Below are 17,447 nucleotides of genomic sequence, written 5' to 3'. Positions count from 1 at the left end.
AATAAGTCGCAGGTGAGTGGGGGTCACCAGCCCCAGGTGCCGGGTGCTCCCTTGAACGGCCCGACGACCCGGCTCGTGATCCACCCGCCGTAGAACCCACCCTGCTGCGGAGTGACGACCTCGTCGTCGACGCGGCACTCGTCCATCGCGCCAGGCATGACCGCGACGTGGCCGACGAGTGCCTCGAACCCCGGCATGGGCGACGGGTAGGTCCACGCCGCCGACCGGGCCACCGACCCGTCGGCACCGACGACGTCGAAGTACGCGGCGTCGCCCTTGAACTCGCACCGCGTCGACCCCTGCGCCGGACGCAACGTGCCGGGCGCGAAGTCCGCCTCGGGCACGTAGTAGGTCGGCGGGTGGCTCGTCTCCAGCACCCGCAGCGAGCGGGTCGAGCGGGCGACGACACCACCGCCGAAGCGGATCTGCACGACCTCGTCGCTCACCTCGACCCGGGGCGGTCGCGGGTAGTCCCACACCGACTCCTGCCCGGGCCCGGGGACCTCGCGCGCGACGGTCATGCGGGCTCGCCGGGCTCGCCGGACTCGTCGGACAGGTCGTCGCGGGTGAGCCGGGTGCGGTCGATGTGGCCGGCCCGCAGCGCCGCGCGCCCGAGCATGTGGGCCGAGACGGGGGCGGTGACGAGCTGGAAGACCGCGGCGACACCGATGACCGTCAGGGTGCTGCGGTCCTCGACGCGCAGGGCCAGGCCGAGCAGCACGAGCAGGATCCCGAGGGTCTGCGGCTTGGTCGCGGCGTGCATGCGGGTGAGGACGTCGGGGAAGCGGACGAGGCCGATCCCGGCGACGAGGGCGAGCAGCGAGCCGAGGATGAGGCAGGTGCCGGCGAGGATGTCGATCACTGGTGCTCACCCTCCTCGAGGTGCGGGCCGCCGTCGCCGTCACGGGCGGCGAACCGGGCGATGCTCACCGAGCCGAGGAAGCCGACGAGCGAGAGCGCGAGCAGCACCGAGACCGTGCTCGAGTAGCGACCGACGGCGGCGTGGACCCCGACCGCCCCGACGATCGAGGCGACGAACACGTCGGTGGCGACGGTGCGGTCGAGCATCGACGGTCCGCGGACGACTCGGATGAGGCAGAGCACGCCGCTCACGGCGAGGAGCACCGCGCAGACGATGCCGACGGCGGTCATGGCGCCACCTCCTGGCTGCACACGGCGTCGCGCTCCTCGCGGGGGGCGAACGCCTTGACGACCCGCTCCTCCTGGTCGAGGACCGACTGGTGGAAGGCGGCGACCCGCTCGGGGGTGTGGGCGTCCATGACGTGCAGGTAGATCGCACCCTCCTCGGGCTCGAGCTCGACGAGCAGGGACCCGGGGACGAGGCAGACGAGCTCGGAGGTGATCGTCATGACGAGCTCGGACCGCGTCCGCAGCCCGACCCGCAGGATGGCGCTCGGCGGCGGACCGGCTGGGCGCAGCGCGAACCACGACACCTCGACGCTGGCGCGCGCGAGGTCCCAGAAGAAGCGGGCCGCGAGCACGAGCGTCGGCCACGGACGGATGACGAACGTCCATGGCGCCGTCGGGAACGGGAAGACGGTGACGACGAGGACCGCCGCGAGGACGCCGCCCACGACGATGGTCGGGGAGACCGACCCCCACAGCAGCACCCAGATGATGGTGAGCCCCACGACCATCGGCACCGGCCCGCTCACGGCGACCCCCCGAGGACGGCGGTGATGTAGGGCGTGCGCTCGAGCAGCTCGGCGGCGGCCCGGTCGGTGATGCCGAACAACGGCCCGGCGAGCACGGTGAGCCCGACGCTGAAGATCACGAGCAGCGCCGTCGGCAGTCCCATGGCCAGCGGCAGCCGCTGCTTCGTCGCGACCTTCTGCCACATCGTCGTCATGAGCGTGCCGCCCGAGTTGGCCACCGCGCCACCGCCGTGGAGCGGGCCGTGGGACCAGTCGTCCTCGTCGTCGTGCTCCTGGTCGGCGTCCGGGGCGGGCTGCCAGAACGCGCGGTTCCAGACCTTGGCGATGGCGTAGAGGGTGAGCAGGCTCGTGAGGATCGACGCGGCCACGGTGGTGATCGCGAGCCAGTCGCCGTCGGCGATGCCGGCCTGGCCGAGTGCCACCTTGCCGAGGAAGCCGGAGAACGGGGGGATGCCGGCGAGGTTCATCGCTGGGATGAAGAAGACCACCGAGAGCACGGGTGCCGAACGCGCCAGACCACCGAGGCGGCTGAGGTTCGTCGTGCCGCTGCGGTACTCGATGAGCCCGGCGACGAGGAAGAGCACGGTCTGCACGGTGATGTGGTGCGCGATGTAGAAGATCGCCCCGGAGAGCCCGAGCTGGCTCGCGAACGCGATGCCGAAGAGCATGTAGCCGATGTGGCTCACGAGGGTGAAGGACAGGATTCGTTTGATGTCCGACTGCGCGACGGCGCCGAGGATCCCGATGACCATCGTGAGGATCGAGGCCCACAGCAGGAGGCTGCGCAGCCCGTCGCCGGGGAAGAGCAGCGTCTGGGTGCGGACGATGGCATAGATCCCGACCTTGGTGAGCAAGCCGGCGAACACGGCCGTCACCGGCGCGGGCGCCGTCGGGTAGGAGTCCGGCAGCCAGGCCGACAGCGGGAAGACCGCCGCCTTGATGCAGAAGGTCGTGAGCAGCAGCAGCTGGAGCATCTGGGCCACGCCGGGCGGCAGCTCGGCGATCCGCCCGGCGAGCTCGGCGAAGTTCACGGTGCCGGTCGCGGCGTACACGCACGAGATGGCGACGAGGAAGACCGCCGACGAGACGAGGCTGACGATGACGTAGATCGTGCCGGCGCGGATCCGGGCCTCGGTGCCGCCGAGGGTGATGAGCACGAAGCTTGCCGCGAGGAGCACCTCGAACCCGACGAAGAGGTTGAACAGGTCTGCCGAGAGGAAGGCGTTGGACACCCCGGCGCTGAGCACGAGGAACGTCGGGTGGAAGACGGACAGCGGTGTCTCGCGGCCGTACTCGACGATGCCCTGGCCGAACGAGTACAGCAGGACGCACAGCGTGACGAACGTCGACACGAGCAGCATGAGCGCCGAGAGGCGGTCGGCGATGAGCGAGATGCCGATGTCGGGGCCCCACCCGCCGATCTGCACCGACTGCGGGCCGTAGCGGTCGGCGCGCACGAGCAGGGTCGTCGCGGTGACGACGACGGTCGTGAGCACGACGACGGAGATGAGCCGCTGGGCGCGGGCCGACCGGCCGAAGACGAGGCAGAGCCCGGCGCCGAGCAGCGGCAGCAGGACCGGGAGGACGACGATCTGGGTCATCGCTCCTCCTCCGTGGTTCGGGGCGCGGGTTCGCGCAGGTCGGGGTCGGTCGGGTCGGACTCGGCGGCGTCCACGCGTTCCTCGTCCGGGGTGCGCCCGTCGGCCCCCCGCTCACCGTCCGCGGGGGTCGGGTCCCCGGCGGGCGTATGCCGTGTGGTGTCGCGGTCGCGCGGGTCCACCCACTGCGACCGGGTCGCCGCCCTCTCCTCGTGCGCGTCCTGCACCTCGATCTCTGCGGCGAGCTCCTCGTCGGTGACCCCGGTGGGCGGGGACGGCTGGTCCTCGCCCTCCTCGTCGGGGATGCCGGCGGCGATGTCGTCGAACGACGCGGACGGGTGGTCGAGGTCGGCCCGCCGGCGCACGAGGTCGTCCTCGAGGTCGTCCTGCACGTCGTCGTGGCCGGTGAGCTGCCAGGCGCGGTAGGCCAGGGCCAGCCCGAACGCGGTGACGCCGAGCGTGATGACGATGGCCGTGAGCACCATCGCCTGGGGCAGGGGGTCGGTCATCTCGCCCTTGCCCATGCCGATGATCGGGGCGTCCCCGGAGGGGCCGGAGGCGACGAGGTAGGTGAGGTTGACGCCGTTGCCGAGCATGACGAACCCCACGAGGATGCGGGTGAGGCTGCGCTCGAGGACGAGGGTCGTGCCGCAGGCCACGAGCACGACGATGGCGATGATGAGGACGTAGTTGGTGGCCATCAGGCGATGGACACCTCCCCGGTCGCTGTCTCGACGTCGCCCGTCTCCTCGCCCTGCTTGTCGATGCCGCCACCCAGGCTGCGCAGGACGTCGAGCGAGAGCCCGACGACGACGAGGTAGACGCCGAGGTCGAAGAAGAGCGACGTCACGAGGTGGACCTCGTAGCCGAACAGCCCCGTGGGGACGTCGAAGATCCCGCTCTGGAAGGCGTTGTAGCCGAGCAGCGCCGGCACGACACCGGACAGTGCGGCGATGACGAGGCCCGAGCCCAGGACGACACCGGCGTCGACGGGAGCGGCGGAGTCGAGCTCGGCGCGGCCACCGGCGAGGTAGCGGACCATGAGCGCCAGCCCGGCGATGAGCCCGCCGGCGAAGCCGCCACCGGGCAGGTTGTGGCCGGCGAAGGTGAGGTAGATCGAGAACGTCATGAGCACCGGGAAGACGATGCGGGCGACGATCTCGAAGACGACCGAGCGGCGGCGGTCGGCGATGAGCCCGGCACCGCGCAGCCAGCCGGCGTCCGAGGAGGCCCTGTCGCGACGGGCCTCGCGGTGCGAGGTGGCGCGGTCGGTGAGCAGGAAGATCAGGCTGGCGACGCCGGTGGCCGCGACGACGAGGACGGCGATCTCGCCGAACGTGTCCCAGACGCGGATGTCCACGAGGGTGACGTTGACGATGTTGTTGCCGCCGCCGTAGTCGTATGCCGGCTCGGCGAAGTCGAGTCCCACCGGGCGGGCCGTGCGGGCGTTGGCGGCCATGAGGGCGTAGCCCCCGACGGCGAGGCCGACGAGGCAGCCCACGGCCACCCGGATCCGCCGGGCCGAGGTGAACGGCCGGTCGGAGAAGAACGGGGGGAGCCGGCGCATGACGAGCACGAACGTCACGACCGAGAACGTCTCGACGAGCACCTGGGTCAGGGCGAGGTCGGGGGCGCCGTGGGCGACGAAGAGCAGCGCCGTGCCGTAGCCGGTGACGCCGAGGAGCAGCACGGCGCGCAGCCGGCGGCGCGAGCGGACGGTGAGGATCGCCGCGAGGACGACGACCACGACGATCGCCACTTGGAGCAGGTTGTCCGGGCCGCGCAGCCGCACGCCGTCCCACGTCCGCACGAGCGCGATGCCGGGGATCGTGACGAGGACGAGCAGGGTGATGCCGACGTAGACCGGGAGCGAACCCCGCTGCGTGCGACCGGTGACCTCGATCGACGTGCGGTCCACGCCGCGGATGATGCCGTGGTAGACCAGCTCGGCGTCGGGGACGTGCATGCTCTCGACGAACCGGCGCTGGGCCGAGGCCACGGCGCGACGGGCCACCCAGAGCAGCAGGCCGGCGGTGACGGCGAGGACCGAGAGCCCCAGGGCCGGGGTGACGCCGTGCCACAGCGTGAGCAGCGGCTCGTGGGCCCCGGCAGGTGCGTCACCGGCATACGCCATGAGTCGTGGCGTGAGGAAACCCCCCGCGAAGCCGCCGACGAGCGAGAGCCCGGCCAAGAGCGCCGGGGCCACGACGAAGCCGAGGCGTTGCGGCGTCACCGTGGGCGGCGTGACCGAGCGGACGCCGAACGCGCCCCACACGAAGCGGGCGGTGTAGGCGACGGTGAGCGTCGAGCCGAGCACGAGCCCGACAAGCGCGACCGTGCCCCACACCCCGAGGCCGGCGTCGGCGTCGAGGTCGAGGAACGCGGCGAGCGCGGCCTCCTTGGCGGTGAACCCCAGGAGCGGGGGCAGGCCGGCCATCGAGGCGGCGGCGAGGAGGGTCGCGACGAAGACGACCGGCAGCTTGCGGTGCAGGCCGGTGAGCTCGCGCAGGTCGCGCGTGCCGGTGCTGCGGTCGATGACGCCGACGACGAGGAAGAGCGTGGACTTGAACAGCGCGTGGCCGAGGACGAGCGCGAGCCCGGCGAACATCGCCGCCTGCGTCCCGGCGCCCACGACGGCGATGAGGAAGCCGAGCTGGCTCACGGTGCCGTAGGCGAGGAGCAGCTTGATGTCGTGCTGACGCAGCGCCCGCAGCCCGCCGATGACCATGGTGACGATGCCGGTGCCGAGCAGCAGCGGCCGCCAGCCGGGGATGTCGGAGAACGCCGGCGCGAGCAGCGCGACGAGGAAGACGCCGGCCTTGACCATCGCGGCGGCATGCAGGTAGGCGCTCACCGGCGTCGGCGCGGCCATGGCGCCGGGGAGCCAGAAGTGGAACGGCACGAGCGCGGACTTGCTGATCGCGCCGACGAGGATGAGCAGGACGGCGATCGTCGTCGCGGTGCCCTGCGGCGGTGAGGCGAGGATCTCGGAGATGCGCGCCGTGCCGGCCTCGTGCCCGAGCACGAACAGGCCGAGGAGCATGACGAGGCCACCGAAGGTCGTGACGATGAGGGCGTTCATCGCGGCCCGGCGGTTGGCCTTGCGCTCGGGGTTGTGACCGATGAGCAGGAACGACAGGACCGTCGTGAGCTCCCAGAACACGAAGAGCACGTAGAGGTTGTCCGAGACGACGAGCCCGAGCATGGACCCGGCGAACGCCGTGAGCACCGACGAGAAGCGCCACATCTCGCGGTCGCCCTCACGGAAGTACCAGCGGCAGTAGAACAGCACGAGCGCCCCGACACCGGTGACCACGAGCGCCATGACCGCGTTGAGCGGCGTGAGGGCGAGGTCGATCTGGAGGTCGATCGTCGGGATCCACTGGACCCGTTCGGTGCGGACGTCGCCGTCGAAGGCCGCCTCCGCCTGGCCGAGCAGCCACAGGAACGACCCGAGCGGCACGAGCGCGAGGACGAGGAAGGTGCGTCGTTCGAGGCGCCGGACGAGTGCCGGTGCGATGGCAGCCGCGAGGAAGTGCAGCGTCACGATCGTGATCATGAGTGCCTCCATCCGCGCAGTGGGCCTGTGGGTATGGGGGTTGACTTGAGGTCAGTCGTCGCAACAACCTCCCCGGGACAACATCCCTGGTTGCCGTCAATTATGACGGTTCACCCTGTATGCCGGTGACGCCGGTCCACGGCAGGCCTCCACGACGCACGTATGCCGTGTGCTCCCCCCTGCGGGAGCTCACGGCATACGCGCGTCGTCGGCTTCTTCGGGAGGCCCCGGGTCAGAAGTCCTCGTCGAACCCGACCGAGCCGCTCACACCCACTTGGTAGGCCGAGACGCGGCGCTCGAAGAAGTTCGACAGCTCCTGGACGTCCTGCAGTTCCATGAACGCCAGCGGGTTGGGCGAGCCGAAGATCGGGTCGAGGCCGAGCCGCTGCATGCGCCGGTCGGCGACGTGCTCGAGGTAGGAGCGCATGTCGGCGACGGACAGGCCCGCGACCCCACCGCCGAGGAGGTCCTCGGCGAACTGCGCCTCGGCCTCCACCCCCTCGACGAGCATCTGGCGGACCTGCGCGGCCATCTCGTCGTCGAAGAGGTCGGGCTCCTCCTCGCGGACGGTGTCGACGACGTCGAACGCGAACGCCATGTGCATCGACTCGTCGCGGAAGACCCAGTTCGTCCCCGACGCGAGGCCGTTGAGCAGGCCGCGGGAGCGCAGGAAGTAGACGTAGGCGAAGGCGCCGTAGAAGAACAGGCCCTCGATGACCGCGGCGAAGCAGATGAGGTTGAGCAGGAACGCCCGACGGTGCTCCCGGGTCTCCAGGGCGTCGAGGTCGAAGACCGAGTCGATCCAGCGGAAGCAGAAGTCGGCCTTGTGCTTGATCGACGGGATGGTGTCGACCGCTGCGAACGCCTCGTGCCGCTCGGCCTCGTCGGGGACGTAGGTGTCGAGCAGCGTGAGGTAGAACTGCACGTGCACGGCCTCCTCGAAGAGCTGGCGGCTGAGGTAGAGCCGCCCCTCCGGCGAGTTGATGTGCTGGTAGAGGTTGAGCACGAGGTTGTTCGCGACGATCGTGTCGCCGGTGGCGAAGAACGCGACGAGCCGTGACACGAGGTGCCGCTCGGCCGCCGTGAGCTTGCGCAGGTCGGCGAGGTCAGAGTGCAGGTCGACCTCCTCGACCGTCCACGTGTTCTTGATGGCGTCGCGGTAGCGGTCGTAGAAGTGCGGGTAGCGCATCGGCCGCAGGGTGAGGTTCATCCCCGGGTCGAGCAGCATCCGGGTGTCGGTGTGGGACAGGGTCATTCGCAGGCCTCGCAGGTCTCGGGGTTCTCGAGGGAGCAGGCCACTGCCGCCTCGTCGGTGATGGTGAGGGCAGGGGTCGACGGCGTGATGCTCGTCGTCGCCTGCTGGATCCGGGTCGCGGGGCGCGACCGGAGGTAGTAGGTCGTCTTGAGACCGGACTTCCACGCGAACAGGTACATCGAGCTGAGCTTGCCGATGGTCGGCGAGGCCTGGAAGAGGTTGAGGCTCTGGCTCTGGTCGATGAACGGCTGACGTGCGGCGGCGAGCTCGATGAGCGCCCGCTGCGGCAGCTCCCACGCGGTGCGGAACAGCACGCGCACGTCCTCGGGCAGACCGGTGAGGCCCTGCACCGAGCCCTCGGCCCGCTTGATCTGCTCGCGGATCTCGGGGCTCCACAGGTCGCGCGCCTTGAGCTCGCGCACGAGGGCGTTGTTGACCTGGAGGAACTCGCCGCTCAGCGTCTCGCGCTTGAAGAGGTTCGACACCTGTGGCTCGATGCACTCGTAGCAGCCGGCGATGGACGCGATCGTCGCCGTCGGGGCGATGGCGATGAGCAGGCTGTTGCGCAGCCCGTGCGCGGCGATGCGCTCGCGGACCGCGGCCCAGCGCTCGGTCTGGGTGCCCGTCACGTCCCACAGGTCGGGCTGCAGGACACCGGCGCTCGCCCGCGTCGTGTCGTATGCCGGGTGCGCACCCTCGCGCTCGGCGAGCTCGTTCGAGACCTCGAGCGCGGTGAGGTAGATCTCCTCGGAGATCCGGGTCGACAGCTCCTTGGCCTCGGGGGAGTCGAACGGCAGCCGCAGGGCGAAGAAGACGTCCTGCAGGCCCATGAGCCCGAGGCCGACCGGGCGCCAGCGGGGGTTGCTCGCCGCCGACTCCGGCGACGGGTAGAAGTTGATGTCGATGACCCGGTCGAGCAACGGCACCGCCGTGCGGACGGTCTCGCGCAGCCGCTCCCAGTCGACCTCCGTGCGGTTGGCGGTGAGGTGGGCGGCGACGTTGACCGAGCCGAGGTTGCACACGGCCGTCTCGCCGTCGGAGGACACCTCGATGATCTCGGTGCACAGGTTGGAGAGGTGCACCATCGGGGCACCGACCTCGCCCGAGTCCGAGGTCTGGTTGCACGTCCGGTTGGACGCGTCCTTGAACGTCATCCAGCCCTGGCCGGTCTGGGCGAGGGTGCGCATCATCCGCGCGAAGAGGTCGCGGGCCCTGACCTGCCGGACGTAGCGACCCTCGGCCTCGGCCCGCCGGTAGGCCTCGTCGAACGCCGCGCCCCAGAGGTCGACGAGCTCGGGCGCCTGGTCGGGGTCGATGAGCGACCACTGCTCGTCGGCCTCGACCCGCCGCATGAACTCGTCCGGGACCCAGTGGGCGAGGTTGAGGTTGTGCGTGCGACGTGCGTCCTCACCGGTGTTGTCGCGCAGCTCGAGGAACTCCTCGACGTCGGGGTGCCACGGCTCGAGGTAGACGCAGGCCGCGCCCTTGCGGCGCCCGCCCTGGTTGACCGCGGCGACCGACGAGTCGAGCGTGCGCAGGAACGGCACGATGCCGTTGGACTGCCCGTTGGTGCCGCGGATGAGCGCGCCACGGCTGCGGATCCTCGAGAAGCCGATCCCGATGCCGCCGGCGAACTTCGACAGCCGGGCCACCTGCTGGTAGCGCGAGTAGATCGAGTCGAGGTCGTCGCGCGGGCTGTCGACGAGGTAGCACGAGCTCATCTGCGGGTGCGCCGTGCCGGAGTTGAACAGGGTCGGGCTCGAGGGCAGGTAGGCCAGGCTCGACATGAGCCGGTAGAAGCCGATGGCCTCCTTGGCCGAGGTCGCCAGGCCGCACGCCACGCGCAGCAGGAAGTACTGCGGGGTCTCGATGACGAGCCGCGACGTGGGGTGGCGCAGCAGGTAGCGGTCACCCACGGTGCGGATGCCGAAGTACTCGAACCGGTTGTCGCCCAGCGGGTCCACGGCACGGTCGAGCTTTCGCGCGTGGTCCTTGACGAAGCGGGCGGTGTCGTCACCGATGAGCCCTTCGGCGTGCCCGAGGGCCACCGACTGGCTGAACGACGCGACGCCCTGACCGCGGACCTCCTTGTCGATGTAGGCCGACAGCAGCCGCCCGGCGAGCCGCGAGTACTGCGGCTCCTCACCGATCATCTGGGCCGCCGTCTGGATCGACAGCTGGTCGAGCTCCTGCGTGCTGGCGCCGTCGTAGAGCCCGCTGATCGTGCGGGTCGCGACCCGCAGCGGGTCGACCTCGAGCAGGTCACCGCTGACCCTCTCGACGGCGCGCACGATCTTGCCGACGTCGACGACCTCGTGGTCGCCGTTGCGCTTGCGGACGTGCATCTGGGGACGTGTGGAGGCTTCCACCACTGTCATGACTCTCTCCTCGCGAGATCAGACCTCAGGGGGTCCGGGTCGCGCGGGGAGGACGACGAGGGGAGCGGACGGCATACGCCAGGAAAGGGGACGCCGAGCACGCGAAACCTGCCGTCGGCCGTCCCGCGCGGCGTCGGACCACCGTGCCCGTCGGGCACGGTGCGCTGGCAGGTCTTCGGACTCGCGGGCTCGGTCCGGTTGTCACCGGGCCGCCTAGTGGCCATCGCTTCCCACACCCGGAGGTGCAGTGCTTCAGACACGGCGTATGCCGTGCGAGATGGCGGTCGTTCCCACTCACCGCTGCGGGGCAGTCCCGGAGTCACACCGGGTTCCCTCTTGCCTCGACGCGCCTGGGTGGAGCGCCGAACCAGCTGCGGCACCCACCGTATGTGGTGCCCGGCCGGGCGGTGGGAACCACATGTGGTGTCGGCGTGTCGCCTCTCCCAGGGGCAGGGAATGGGAAGGTCCCACGGAACGCGATGTCTATGCCGCGATCCGTGGGACCTTCGTCAAGCGTGCCCGCTCAGGGGGCGTCAGTAGCGGCGGCCCTGACCGCCCTTGCCCTTGATGGCCTTCCTGGCGGCCTTGAGGATGGTGTCGCGGCGGCGACGGCCCTCGACCTTGTTGGGCAGCGAGAGCTCGACGACCTTCCAGTAGACGCCGCCGACCTGCTTGGCGAGCGAGCCGGTGACGTACTTGAGGTCGTTGCGCTCCATGAGGTCGCGGATCTTGGGCGCGATCTCGGCGTAGCGGTTGCTCGGCATGTCCGGGAAGAGGTGGTGCTCGATCTGGTGGCTGAGGTTGCCGGTCATGACGTGCATGGCCTTGGACCCGGAGATGTTGCCGGAGCCGAGCATCTGCCGGAGGTACCAGTCACCGCGGGTCTCGCCCTCGATCGAGGTCTTCTCGAAGGTCTCGATCCCGGGCGGGAAGTGGCCGCAGATGATGACGGTGTTGGTCCACACGTTGCGGACGAGGTTGGCCACGATGTTGGCGGTGAGGGTGTGCCGGGTGGAGCCGGTGAAGGTCGCGGCAGCCATCGCCGGGTGCACGACGTAGTCCTTGGTGGCCTGGCGCTTGATCTTGGCGAGGACCTCGTCGGCCTCCTTCCTGAACTTCGCCTTCTCCTCGGCGCTGAGCCGCTTCTTCTTGGCGAGGTAGCCGCCGAGCTCGAGGTCGTAGGCGGCGATGGAGTACTCGAACATCAGCGCGTTGGCGACGTGCCAGATCGGCTGGAACAGGTAGAAGAGGGTCCACTTCTGGTCCTCGTCGACGCGCAGGATCCCGTAGCCGAGGTCGTTGTCGCGCCCGAGGACGTTGGTGAAGGTGTGGTGGATCTCGTTGTGGCTGTGCTTCCACTGGCTCGACGGGGAGGCGTTGTCCCACTCCCACGCCGTCGAGTGGATCTTGGGGTCGCGCATCCAGTCCCACTGGCCGTGCATGACGTTGTGGCCGATCTCCATGTTCTCGAGGATCTTGGAGACGGACAGGCCAGCGGTGCCGATCCACCAGAACGGGCGGACGCCGCGGTACTTCACGCCGGAGAACAGCAGCGCGGCACGGCTGCCCATCTCCAGGTAGCGCTGGGTCTTGATGACCTTGCGGATGTATGCCGCGTCCTTGGCTCCGCGGGAGTCCATCACCTCGGCGCGGATCGCGTCGAGCTCGCGCCCGATCTCCTCGATCTGCTCGGGGGTGAGGTGGGCGGCGGGATTGGGGCGACCGGACTTCTTGAGCTCGGGGCGCTGCGGGCGCGGCTCGGTGCTCGTCACGGACAGCCGCGAGTTGACGCCGGTGCGGGTGGCGGTGCTGGTGCGTTCGGGGGCGAGGGTCATGGGTGTCTCCTTGGGTCTCTCGCGGTGGTCAGAGGTCGATGGCGCAGGCGCCGGCGGCGGCGCTCACGCAGGTCTGGATCGGGACGGCGCCCGAGTTCTCGTCGGTCGAGGTGATCTCGCCGGTGCGCAGGTCGCGCACGGCGCCCTCACGCAGCGGCACGACGCAGCCGAAGCAGATGCCCATCCGGCAGCCGCTGGGCATGAGGACACCGGCGGCCTCGCCGGCGTCGAGGATCGGGGTGCCGCCGTCGGCGTCGACGGTGACGGTGCTCCGGTCGAAGGTCACGGTGCCGCCGTCGCCGGGCTCGACGACGCTCGGGCGGAAGCGCTCGACGTGCAGGCGGTCGGCGAGGCCGGCCGCTTCCCAGTGCGCCTCGGCGGCGTCGAGCAGCCCGGTGGGTCCGCAGACCCACACCTCGCGCTCGCGCCAGTCGGGCACGAGGGTGTCGAGCGAGGCGAGGTCGAGGACCCCGGCCACGTCGTCGTGGTTCTCGTGGAGCGTGAGCCGGCTCGCGACGGCATACGACAGCAGCTCGTCACGGAACATCACGTCGCGCTCGCTCGGCGCGCAGTGGATCTGGACGACGTCGCCCAGGTCGTCGAGCGAGTTGCGCAGCATGCCGATGACCGGCGTGATGCCGGAGCCGGCGGTGATGAAGAGGGTGCGCTCGGGCAGGGTCGCCGGGAGGGTGAAGTCGCCCGTCGCCTGGTCGAGCATGACGAGTGTGCCGGGGGTGGTGGCGCGCACGAGGTGGTTGCTCACCTTGCCGTCGGGGATCGCCTTCGGGGTGATCGAGATGAGCCCGTCGGCGGCGTCGGCGCGGTGCGTGAGCGAGTACGCACGCCAGTGGCGGACACCGTCGATGTCGATGCCGATCCGGATGTACTGACCCGGCGCGTGACCGTCCCAGCCGCGGCCGGGCTGGATCGTGATGGTCGCGGAGTCGGCGGTCTCGGGGGTGACGTCGACGATGCGGCCGCGCAGGTCGGCGCCGGCCCGCAGCGGGTCGATGAGGTCGAGGTAGTCGGCGGGCACGAGCGGGGTGGCCAGTGCGTGGGCGACCTTGCGTGCGCCGTCGAGGAGACCGGCGAGACGAGGCGTGTGCCGGGTCGCGGAGGTTCGGTTCAGCGTTGCAGTCACGTACGCCAGCGTAACCTACGTATGCGTAGGTTACGAGTCCGTAGGTATGGGTCTCGTCACACGGCGGCGTCGAGCAGCTCGCGCAGGCGCGCGCCGAACTCGACCGACTTGCCCGGCCACGGCCCCTCGGCGCTCGCGAACCCACCGTGGTGGCTGGGGAAGATGACGAGCGGCAGCCCGAGCTCCGTGGCCACACCGCGGGCCGCCCGGGCGGTGACGGCCTCGCCCGTCTCCTCGCCGACGCCGATGACGATGCGGGTCCCCCCGCTGCGCAGTGCCTCGAGGTCCGGTCGCGACGACGTCACGGTGGCCGACCGGTCGGAGAGCAGCGGGTCGTCGCGCGAGCCGTCGTCCTCGGGCGGGAGTCCGAACTCGGCCAGGTCGGCGGGCGGCTGCGCGAGGAACTCCTCGGTGAACTCGCCCTGCCACCCGGACATCGCGATGAACTCGGCCATGCCCGCGCCGAAGCCGCGTTCGGCATAGGTCGAGGTCACCCGGTCGACGGCCCGGGTCGCCGCCTCGGCGTCGGGCAGCGCCCACAGCGACGGTGGCTCGTGGGCCACCACCGTGGCGAGGTCGTCGGGGTGGGTGGCCGCCCACTCGAGCGCGGCCACGGCGCCGCCGCTGCTGGCGAACACGTCGACCGGGCCGGCGCCGAGGTGCTCGACGAGCGCGTGGAGGTCGGCCGCCTGGTCCTGCGGCGTCTGGTCGTCGCGACCGTCGCGCCGGGTGGTGCTGCGCCCCAACCCACGCGGGTCGTAGGTCACGACCGTCCGGTCCGGGAACTCCCGGGCCAGGGCCTCGAACCCGTCGGCGCACATCGGCTGGCCGATCATGAGCAGCGGCGGCCGGCCGTCGGCGGTGGGGAGCGGCCCGCGCACGTCGTGGACGAGGTCCACGTCGGGGAGCTCGAGGGTGGCGGTCAACACGTCCGGCTGCGAGGTCTCGGTCGTCATGGCACCAGCCTGTCAGCGACGGCCCGGCGTTGTCAGCCACGGCTCAGGAGGCGTTGGGACACTTCGGCCCATGACCCGTCACCTCGCCGTCACCGTCCTCGCCAGCGCCGCCCTCCTCGGCGGGTGCTCAGCGGCCGAGGGCGTCGCCTCCGATGCCGCGTCCGCGGCGACGTCCCAGGCCAAGGAGTCGGCCGTGCGCGAGCTGCGCGGCACCGTGTGCCCGCTCGCCGACCGCGACCTCAGCGAGTCCGACCGCGCCACGCTCGGCTCCGCCATCGACCTCGCCCAGGGCCTGGGCGTCGAGTCCGAGCTGCTCACCGCGGCCGAGGACGTCGTCGCCTCCGACGGCACCCCGCCCGAGTCGTCGCTCGCGAAGATGGCCGACGCCTGCCGCTGAACGGCCGGACTCGGGCCCGAGCCCCCCAAGCGTCGCGGCTGGGACGTGAGAAACCCCGGTGTGCCGGGTGGCCGGCATACCGGGGCCATCTCCGAGACGTCAGTGGGAGTCGGTGTCGCCTGCCATGAGACGGCCGATCTCGGTGCGGTCGGCGTCCTTGCCGGCGACCTCGGCGACGACCTTGCCGCCGTGGATCACGGCGATCCGGTCGGCCAGCGAGAGGACCTCGTCGAGCTCCGCCGACACGAGCAGGACCGCAGCCCCGGCATCGCGGGCCTCGACGATCCGGCGGTGGATGAACTCGATCGACCCGACGTCGACACCACGCGTGGGCTGTGCCGCCATGAGCAGGCGGGGACGAGCCGACATCTCGCGGGCGACGACGACCTTCTGCTTGTTGCCACCGGACAGCGAGCCGGCGGGCACGTCGACGCTGGGTGAGCGGATGTCGAACTCCTCGCGGAGCGTGACGGCGTGCTCGCGCACCGCGCCGAAGTCGCGAACGAAGCCCTTGGCATAGGGCGCCTCGTCGTAGCAGTTGAGGACGAGGTTGTCGGCGATCGACCAGCCGCCGACGATGCCGTGCTTCTCACGGTCCTCGGGGATGTGCCCGACGCCGGCGTTGTTGGTGTCGTGGGCGTTGGACTTCGTGATGTCGTCGGCGCCGAGTCGCACCGAGCCACCGATCGAGGGACGCATGCCGGCGATGCTCTCGACGAGCTCACGCTGGCCGTTCCCCTCGACACCGGCCAGACCGACGATCTCGCCGGCGCGCACGTCGAGGTCGAAGCCGTCGACGGCGGGGAGGCCGCGGTCGTCCTTGACCTGGAGGCCCTTGATCGACAGGACCGTGTCACCCGGCGTGGCCTCGGCCTTGTCGACGCGCAGGACGACGTCGCGCCCGACCATCATCGAGGCGAGGTCGCTCGTCGTCGTGCTCGAGAGGTCGTCGACGCCGCCGACGACCTTGCCCTGGCGCAGGACGTAGCAGCGGTCGGCGACCGCCAGCACCTCGCGCAGCTTGTGGGTGATGAAGACGATCGACGTGCCGCCGGCGGCGAGCTCCTTCATGACGCCGAGCAGCTCGTCGGTCTCCTGCGGGGTGAGCACCGCGGTCGGCTCGTCGAGGATGAGCAGGTCGACCCGGCGCGAGAGCGCCTTGAGGATCTCGACGCGCTGCTGCGTCCCGACGGGGAGGTCCTCGATCTCGGCGTCGGGGTCGACGCTGAGGTTGTGCTTGGCCGAGAGCTCCCTGACCATCTGGCGGGCACCGTCGAGGTCGAGCAGGCCGCCGCGCGCGGTCTCGTGGCCGAGCATCATGTTCTCGGCGACCGTCATGACGGGGACGAGCTGGAAGTGCTGGTGGACCATGCCGATGCCGCGACGGATCGCGTCCTTGGGGTCCTTGATCCGGCTCGAGTCGCCCTTGATGGTGATCGTGCCGGCGTCCGGGGTCATGAGACCGAAGATCTGCTTGACCAGGGTGGACTTGCCGGCGCCGTTCTCACCGAGGAGCGCGACGATCTCGCCGCGGTCGACCCGCAGCGAGACGTCCTGGTTGGCGTGGACGGTGCCGAAGGACTTCGACAGGCCCTCGATCTCGAGCAGCGTCTCGCGGGGCCCGGGGGTCTCGCCGGCCTGGGACTGGGTCTGGGTCATGGTCAGTCGCCCTTCACGAACGGTTGCCCGACGGCGCCCGGTGCCCGGACCCGGCCCGCGGCCGCGGCGAGCACGACGAGGGTGAGGACGTAGGGCAGCAGGTTGATGAACTGCTGGGGGATGTTGACGACGTTGCTCGCCTGGAGCTGCGAGGCCGACGCCGACATGAAGCCGAAGAACAGCGCCGCCGCGAGGGCCCGCAGCGGACGCCACGCGCCGAAGATGAGGATGGCCAGGGCGAGGAAGCCTCGGCCCGAGCTCATGCCCCGCTCGAAGGTGCTCGTGGCCTCCATCGACAGGTAGGCACCGGCGATGCCGGCGAGGGTGCCGGCCATCGTCACGTTGAACAGCCGCAGCGCGATGACGTTGATGCCGGCGGTGTCGGCCGCCGACGGGTACTCGCCGACGGCGCGGGTCCGCAGGCCCCAGCGGGTCTTGAACAGCAGGAAGTGCAGCACGATGACGATGACGAGCGCGAAGAGCGCGATCGGGCCGTCCGAGAAGAAGACCGGGCCGATGAGCGGGATCTTCGACAGCAGCGGCACGTCGAAGTTCGGCAGGCCACGCGGGATGGTCTTGCCGGACTCGTAGTAGAACGACGTGATGCCCGTCGCCACGATGTTGATGACGACACCGGCGATGATCTGGTCGAGCTGGCCCTTGACCGTCGTGAACGCGAGGAACGCGCCCATGGCGATGCCGGACAGCGCGCCCGCGATGACACCGATGAAGACCGACTGGGTGGCCGCGGCCGCGAAGAAGCCGGCGAAGGCGCCGACGAGCATCTGGCCCTCGATGCCGATGTTGACCACACCAGAGCGCTCGCCGATGACACCGACCATGGCGCCGAGGACGAGCGGGACGGCGAGGAACCACGCGTTCGAGAACATCGAGACGGCGATGTTGGGGTTCGCGAAGTAGAAGGCGTATGCCGCGACGAGGACGACCAGGGCCGTCCCGGCGGGGATCTTGTTGCGCTGCAACCAGGTCATC

Annotated in this window: 15 protein-coding genes and 1 riboswitch; of the genes, 1 reads left to right on the top strand and 14 read right to left on the bottom strand. The window is 70.5% G+C overall.

Going from position 1 to position 17,447, the window contains the following annotated elements; translation table 11 throughout:
- Positions 1–23: 23 nt before the first annotated feature.
- The 12 genes from KLO01_RS05910 to KLO01_RS05855 form a co-directional block, all read right to left on the bottom strand.
- Positions 24–521, bottom strand: coding sequence for a DUF427 domain-containing protein (locus KLO01_RS05910; protein WP_147062988.1), 498 nt, complete (start codon positions 519–521; stop codon positions 24–26).
- Positions 518–862 carry a monovalent cation/H(+) antiporter subunit G gene (mnhG, locus tag KLO01_RS05905; protein ID WP_147062986.1) on the bottom strand — a complete coding sequence of 115 codons (345 nt, stop codon included), beginning with the start codon at positions 860–862 and terminating at the stop codon, positions 518–520. The genes KLO01_RS05910 and mnhG overlap by 4 nt, the downstream gene beginning before the upstream one ends.
- The gene (locus KLO01_RS05900) at positions 859–1,152 is read right to left on the bottom strand and encodes an MrpF/PhaF family protein (RefSeq protein ID WP_147062984.1); all 294 of its coding nucleotides are present in this window, start codon (positions 1,150–1,152) and stop codon (positions 859–861) included. The genes mnhG and KLO01_RS05900 overlap by 4 nt, the downstream gene beginning before the upstream one ends.
- Positions 1,149–1,676: a Na+/H+ antiporter subunit E gene (locus KLO01_RS05895; protein WP_147062982.1), complete on the bottom strand. Its 528-nt coding sequence runs from the start codon at positions 1,674–1,676 to the stop codon at positions 1,149–1,151. Before KLO01_RS05895 ends, KLO01_RS05900 begins: the two co-directional genes overlap by 4 nt.
- On the bottom strand, positions 1,673–3,277 hold the full coding sequence (locus KLO01_RS05890; RefSeq protein ID WP_147062980.1) for a Na+/H+ antiporter subunit D: 1,605 nt from the start codon (positions 3,275–3,277) through the stop codon (positions 1,673–1,675). The genes KLO01_RS05895 and KLO01_RS05890 overlap by 4 nt, the downstream gene beginning before the upstream one ends.
- Entirely contained in the window at positions 3,274–3,975 is a 702-nt protein-coding gene (locus KLO01_RS05885; protein WP_147062978.1) for a Na(+)/H(+) antiporter subunit C, read from the bottom strand. The genes KLO01_RS05890 and KLO01_RS05885 overlap by 4 nt, the downstream gene beginning before the upstream one ends.
- Entirely contained in the window at positions 3,975–6,833 is a 2,859-nt protein-coding gene (locus tag KLO01_RS05880; RefSeq protein ID WP_147062976.1) for a Na+/H+ antiporter subunit A, read from the bottom strand. The genes KLO01_RS05885 and KLO01_RS05880 overlap by 1 nt, the downstream gene beginning before the upstream one ends.
- Positions 6,834–7,065: 232 nt before the next feature.
- Positions 7,066–8,088 (bottom strand): ribonucleotide-diphosphate reductase subunit beta, encoded by a 1,023-nt coding sequence (locus KLO01_RS05875; RefSeq protein ID WP_222611926.1) that lies wholly within the window; start codon positions 8,086–8,088, stop codon positions 7,066–7,068.
- Positions 8,085–10,466 carry a ribonucleoside-diphosphate reductase subunit alpha gene (locus tag KLO01_RS05870; RefSeq protein WP_147062973.1) on the bottom strand — a complete coding sequence of 794 codons (2,382 nt, stop codon included), beginning with the start codon at positions 10,464–10,466 and terminating at the stop codon, positions 8,085–8,087. Before KLO01_RS05870 ends, KLO01_RS05875 begins: the two co-directional genes overlap by 4 nt.
- Before the next feature lie 163 nt (positions 10,467–10,629).
- A riboswitch (cobalamin riboswitch) is annotated at positions 10,630–10,838 on the bottom strand.
- 161 nt (positions 10,839–10,999) lie between these two features.
- The gene (locus tag KLO01_RS05865) at positions 11,000–12,301 is read right to left on the bottom strand and encodes a fatty acid desaturase family protein (RefSeq protein ID WP_147062971.1); all 1,302 of its coding nucleotides are present in this window, start codon (positions 12,299–12,301) and stop codon (positions 11,000–11,002) included.
- Between the two features lie 28 nt (positions 12,302–12,329).
- The gene (locus KLO01_RS05860) at positions 12,330–13,442 is read right to left on the bottom strand and encodes a ferredoxin reductase (protein WP_147062969.1); all 1,113 of its coding nucleotides are present in this window, start codon (positions 13,440–13,442) and stop codon (positions 12,330–12,332) included.
- 56 nt (positions 13,443–13,498) lie between these two features.
- Entirely contained in the window at positions 13,499–14,398 is a 900-nt protein-coding gene (locus KLO01_RS05855) for an alpha/beta fold hydrolase (protein WP_186827924.1), read from the bottom strand.
- 70 nt (positions 14,399–14,468) lie between these two features.
- Here KLO01_RS05855 and KLO01_RS05850 point away from each other — a divergent pair, with 70 nt between their 5' ends.
- The gene (locus KLO01_RS05850) at positions 14,469–14,795 is read left to right on the top strand and encodes a hypothetical protein (RefSeq protein WP_147062967.1); all 327 of its coding nucleotides are present in this window, start codon (positions 14,469–14,471) and stop codon (positions 14,793–14,795) included.
- Between the two features lie 99 nt (positions 14,796–14,894).
- Here KLO01_RS05850 and KLO01_RS05845 read toward each other — a convergent pair whose 3' ends face one another.
- Together KLO01_RS05845 and KLO01_RS05840 are read right to left on the bottom strand one after the other, a co-directional pair.
- Entirely contained in the window at positions 14,895–16,454 is a 1,560-nt protein-coding gene (locus tag KLO01_RS05845; RefSeq protein WP_147062965.1) for an ABC transporter ATP-binding protein, read from the bottom strand.
- 2 nt (positions 16,455–16,456) lie between these two features.
- A complete protein-coding gene (locus tag KLO01_RS05840; protein WP_246136071.1) occupies positions 16,457–17,446 on the bottom strand; it encodes an ABC transporter permease in 990 nt (329 codons plus the stop codon).
- Position 17,447 lies beyond the last annotated feature (1 nt).

This window comes from Knoellia locipacati, assembly GCF_007992835.1.
Lineage (GTDB): Bacteria > Actinomycetota > Actinomycetes > Actinomycetales > Dermatophilaceae > Knoellia > Knoellia locipacati.
The sequence above is the reverse complement of the archived record's forward strand: the minus strand, read 5'-3'. Positions and strand labels throughout refer to the sequence as shown.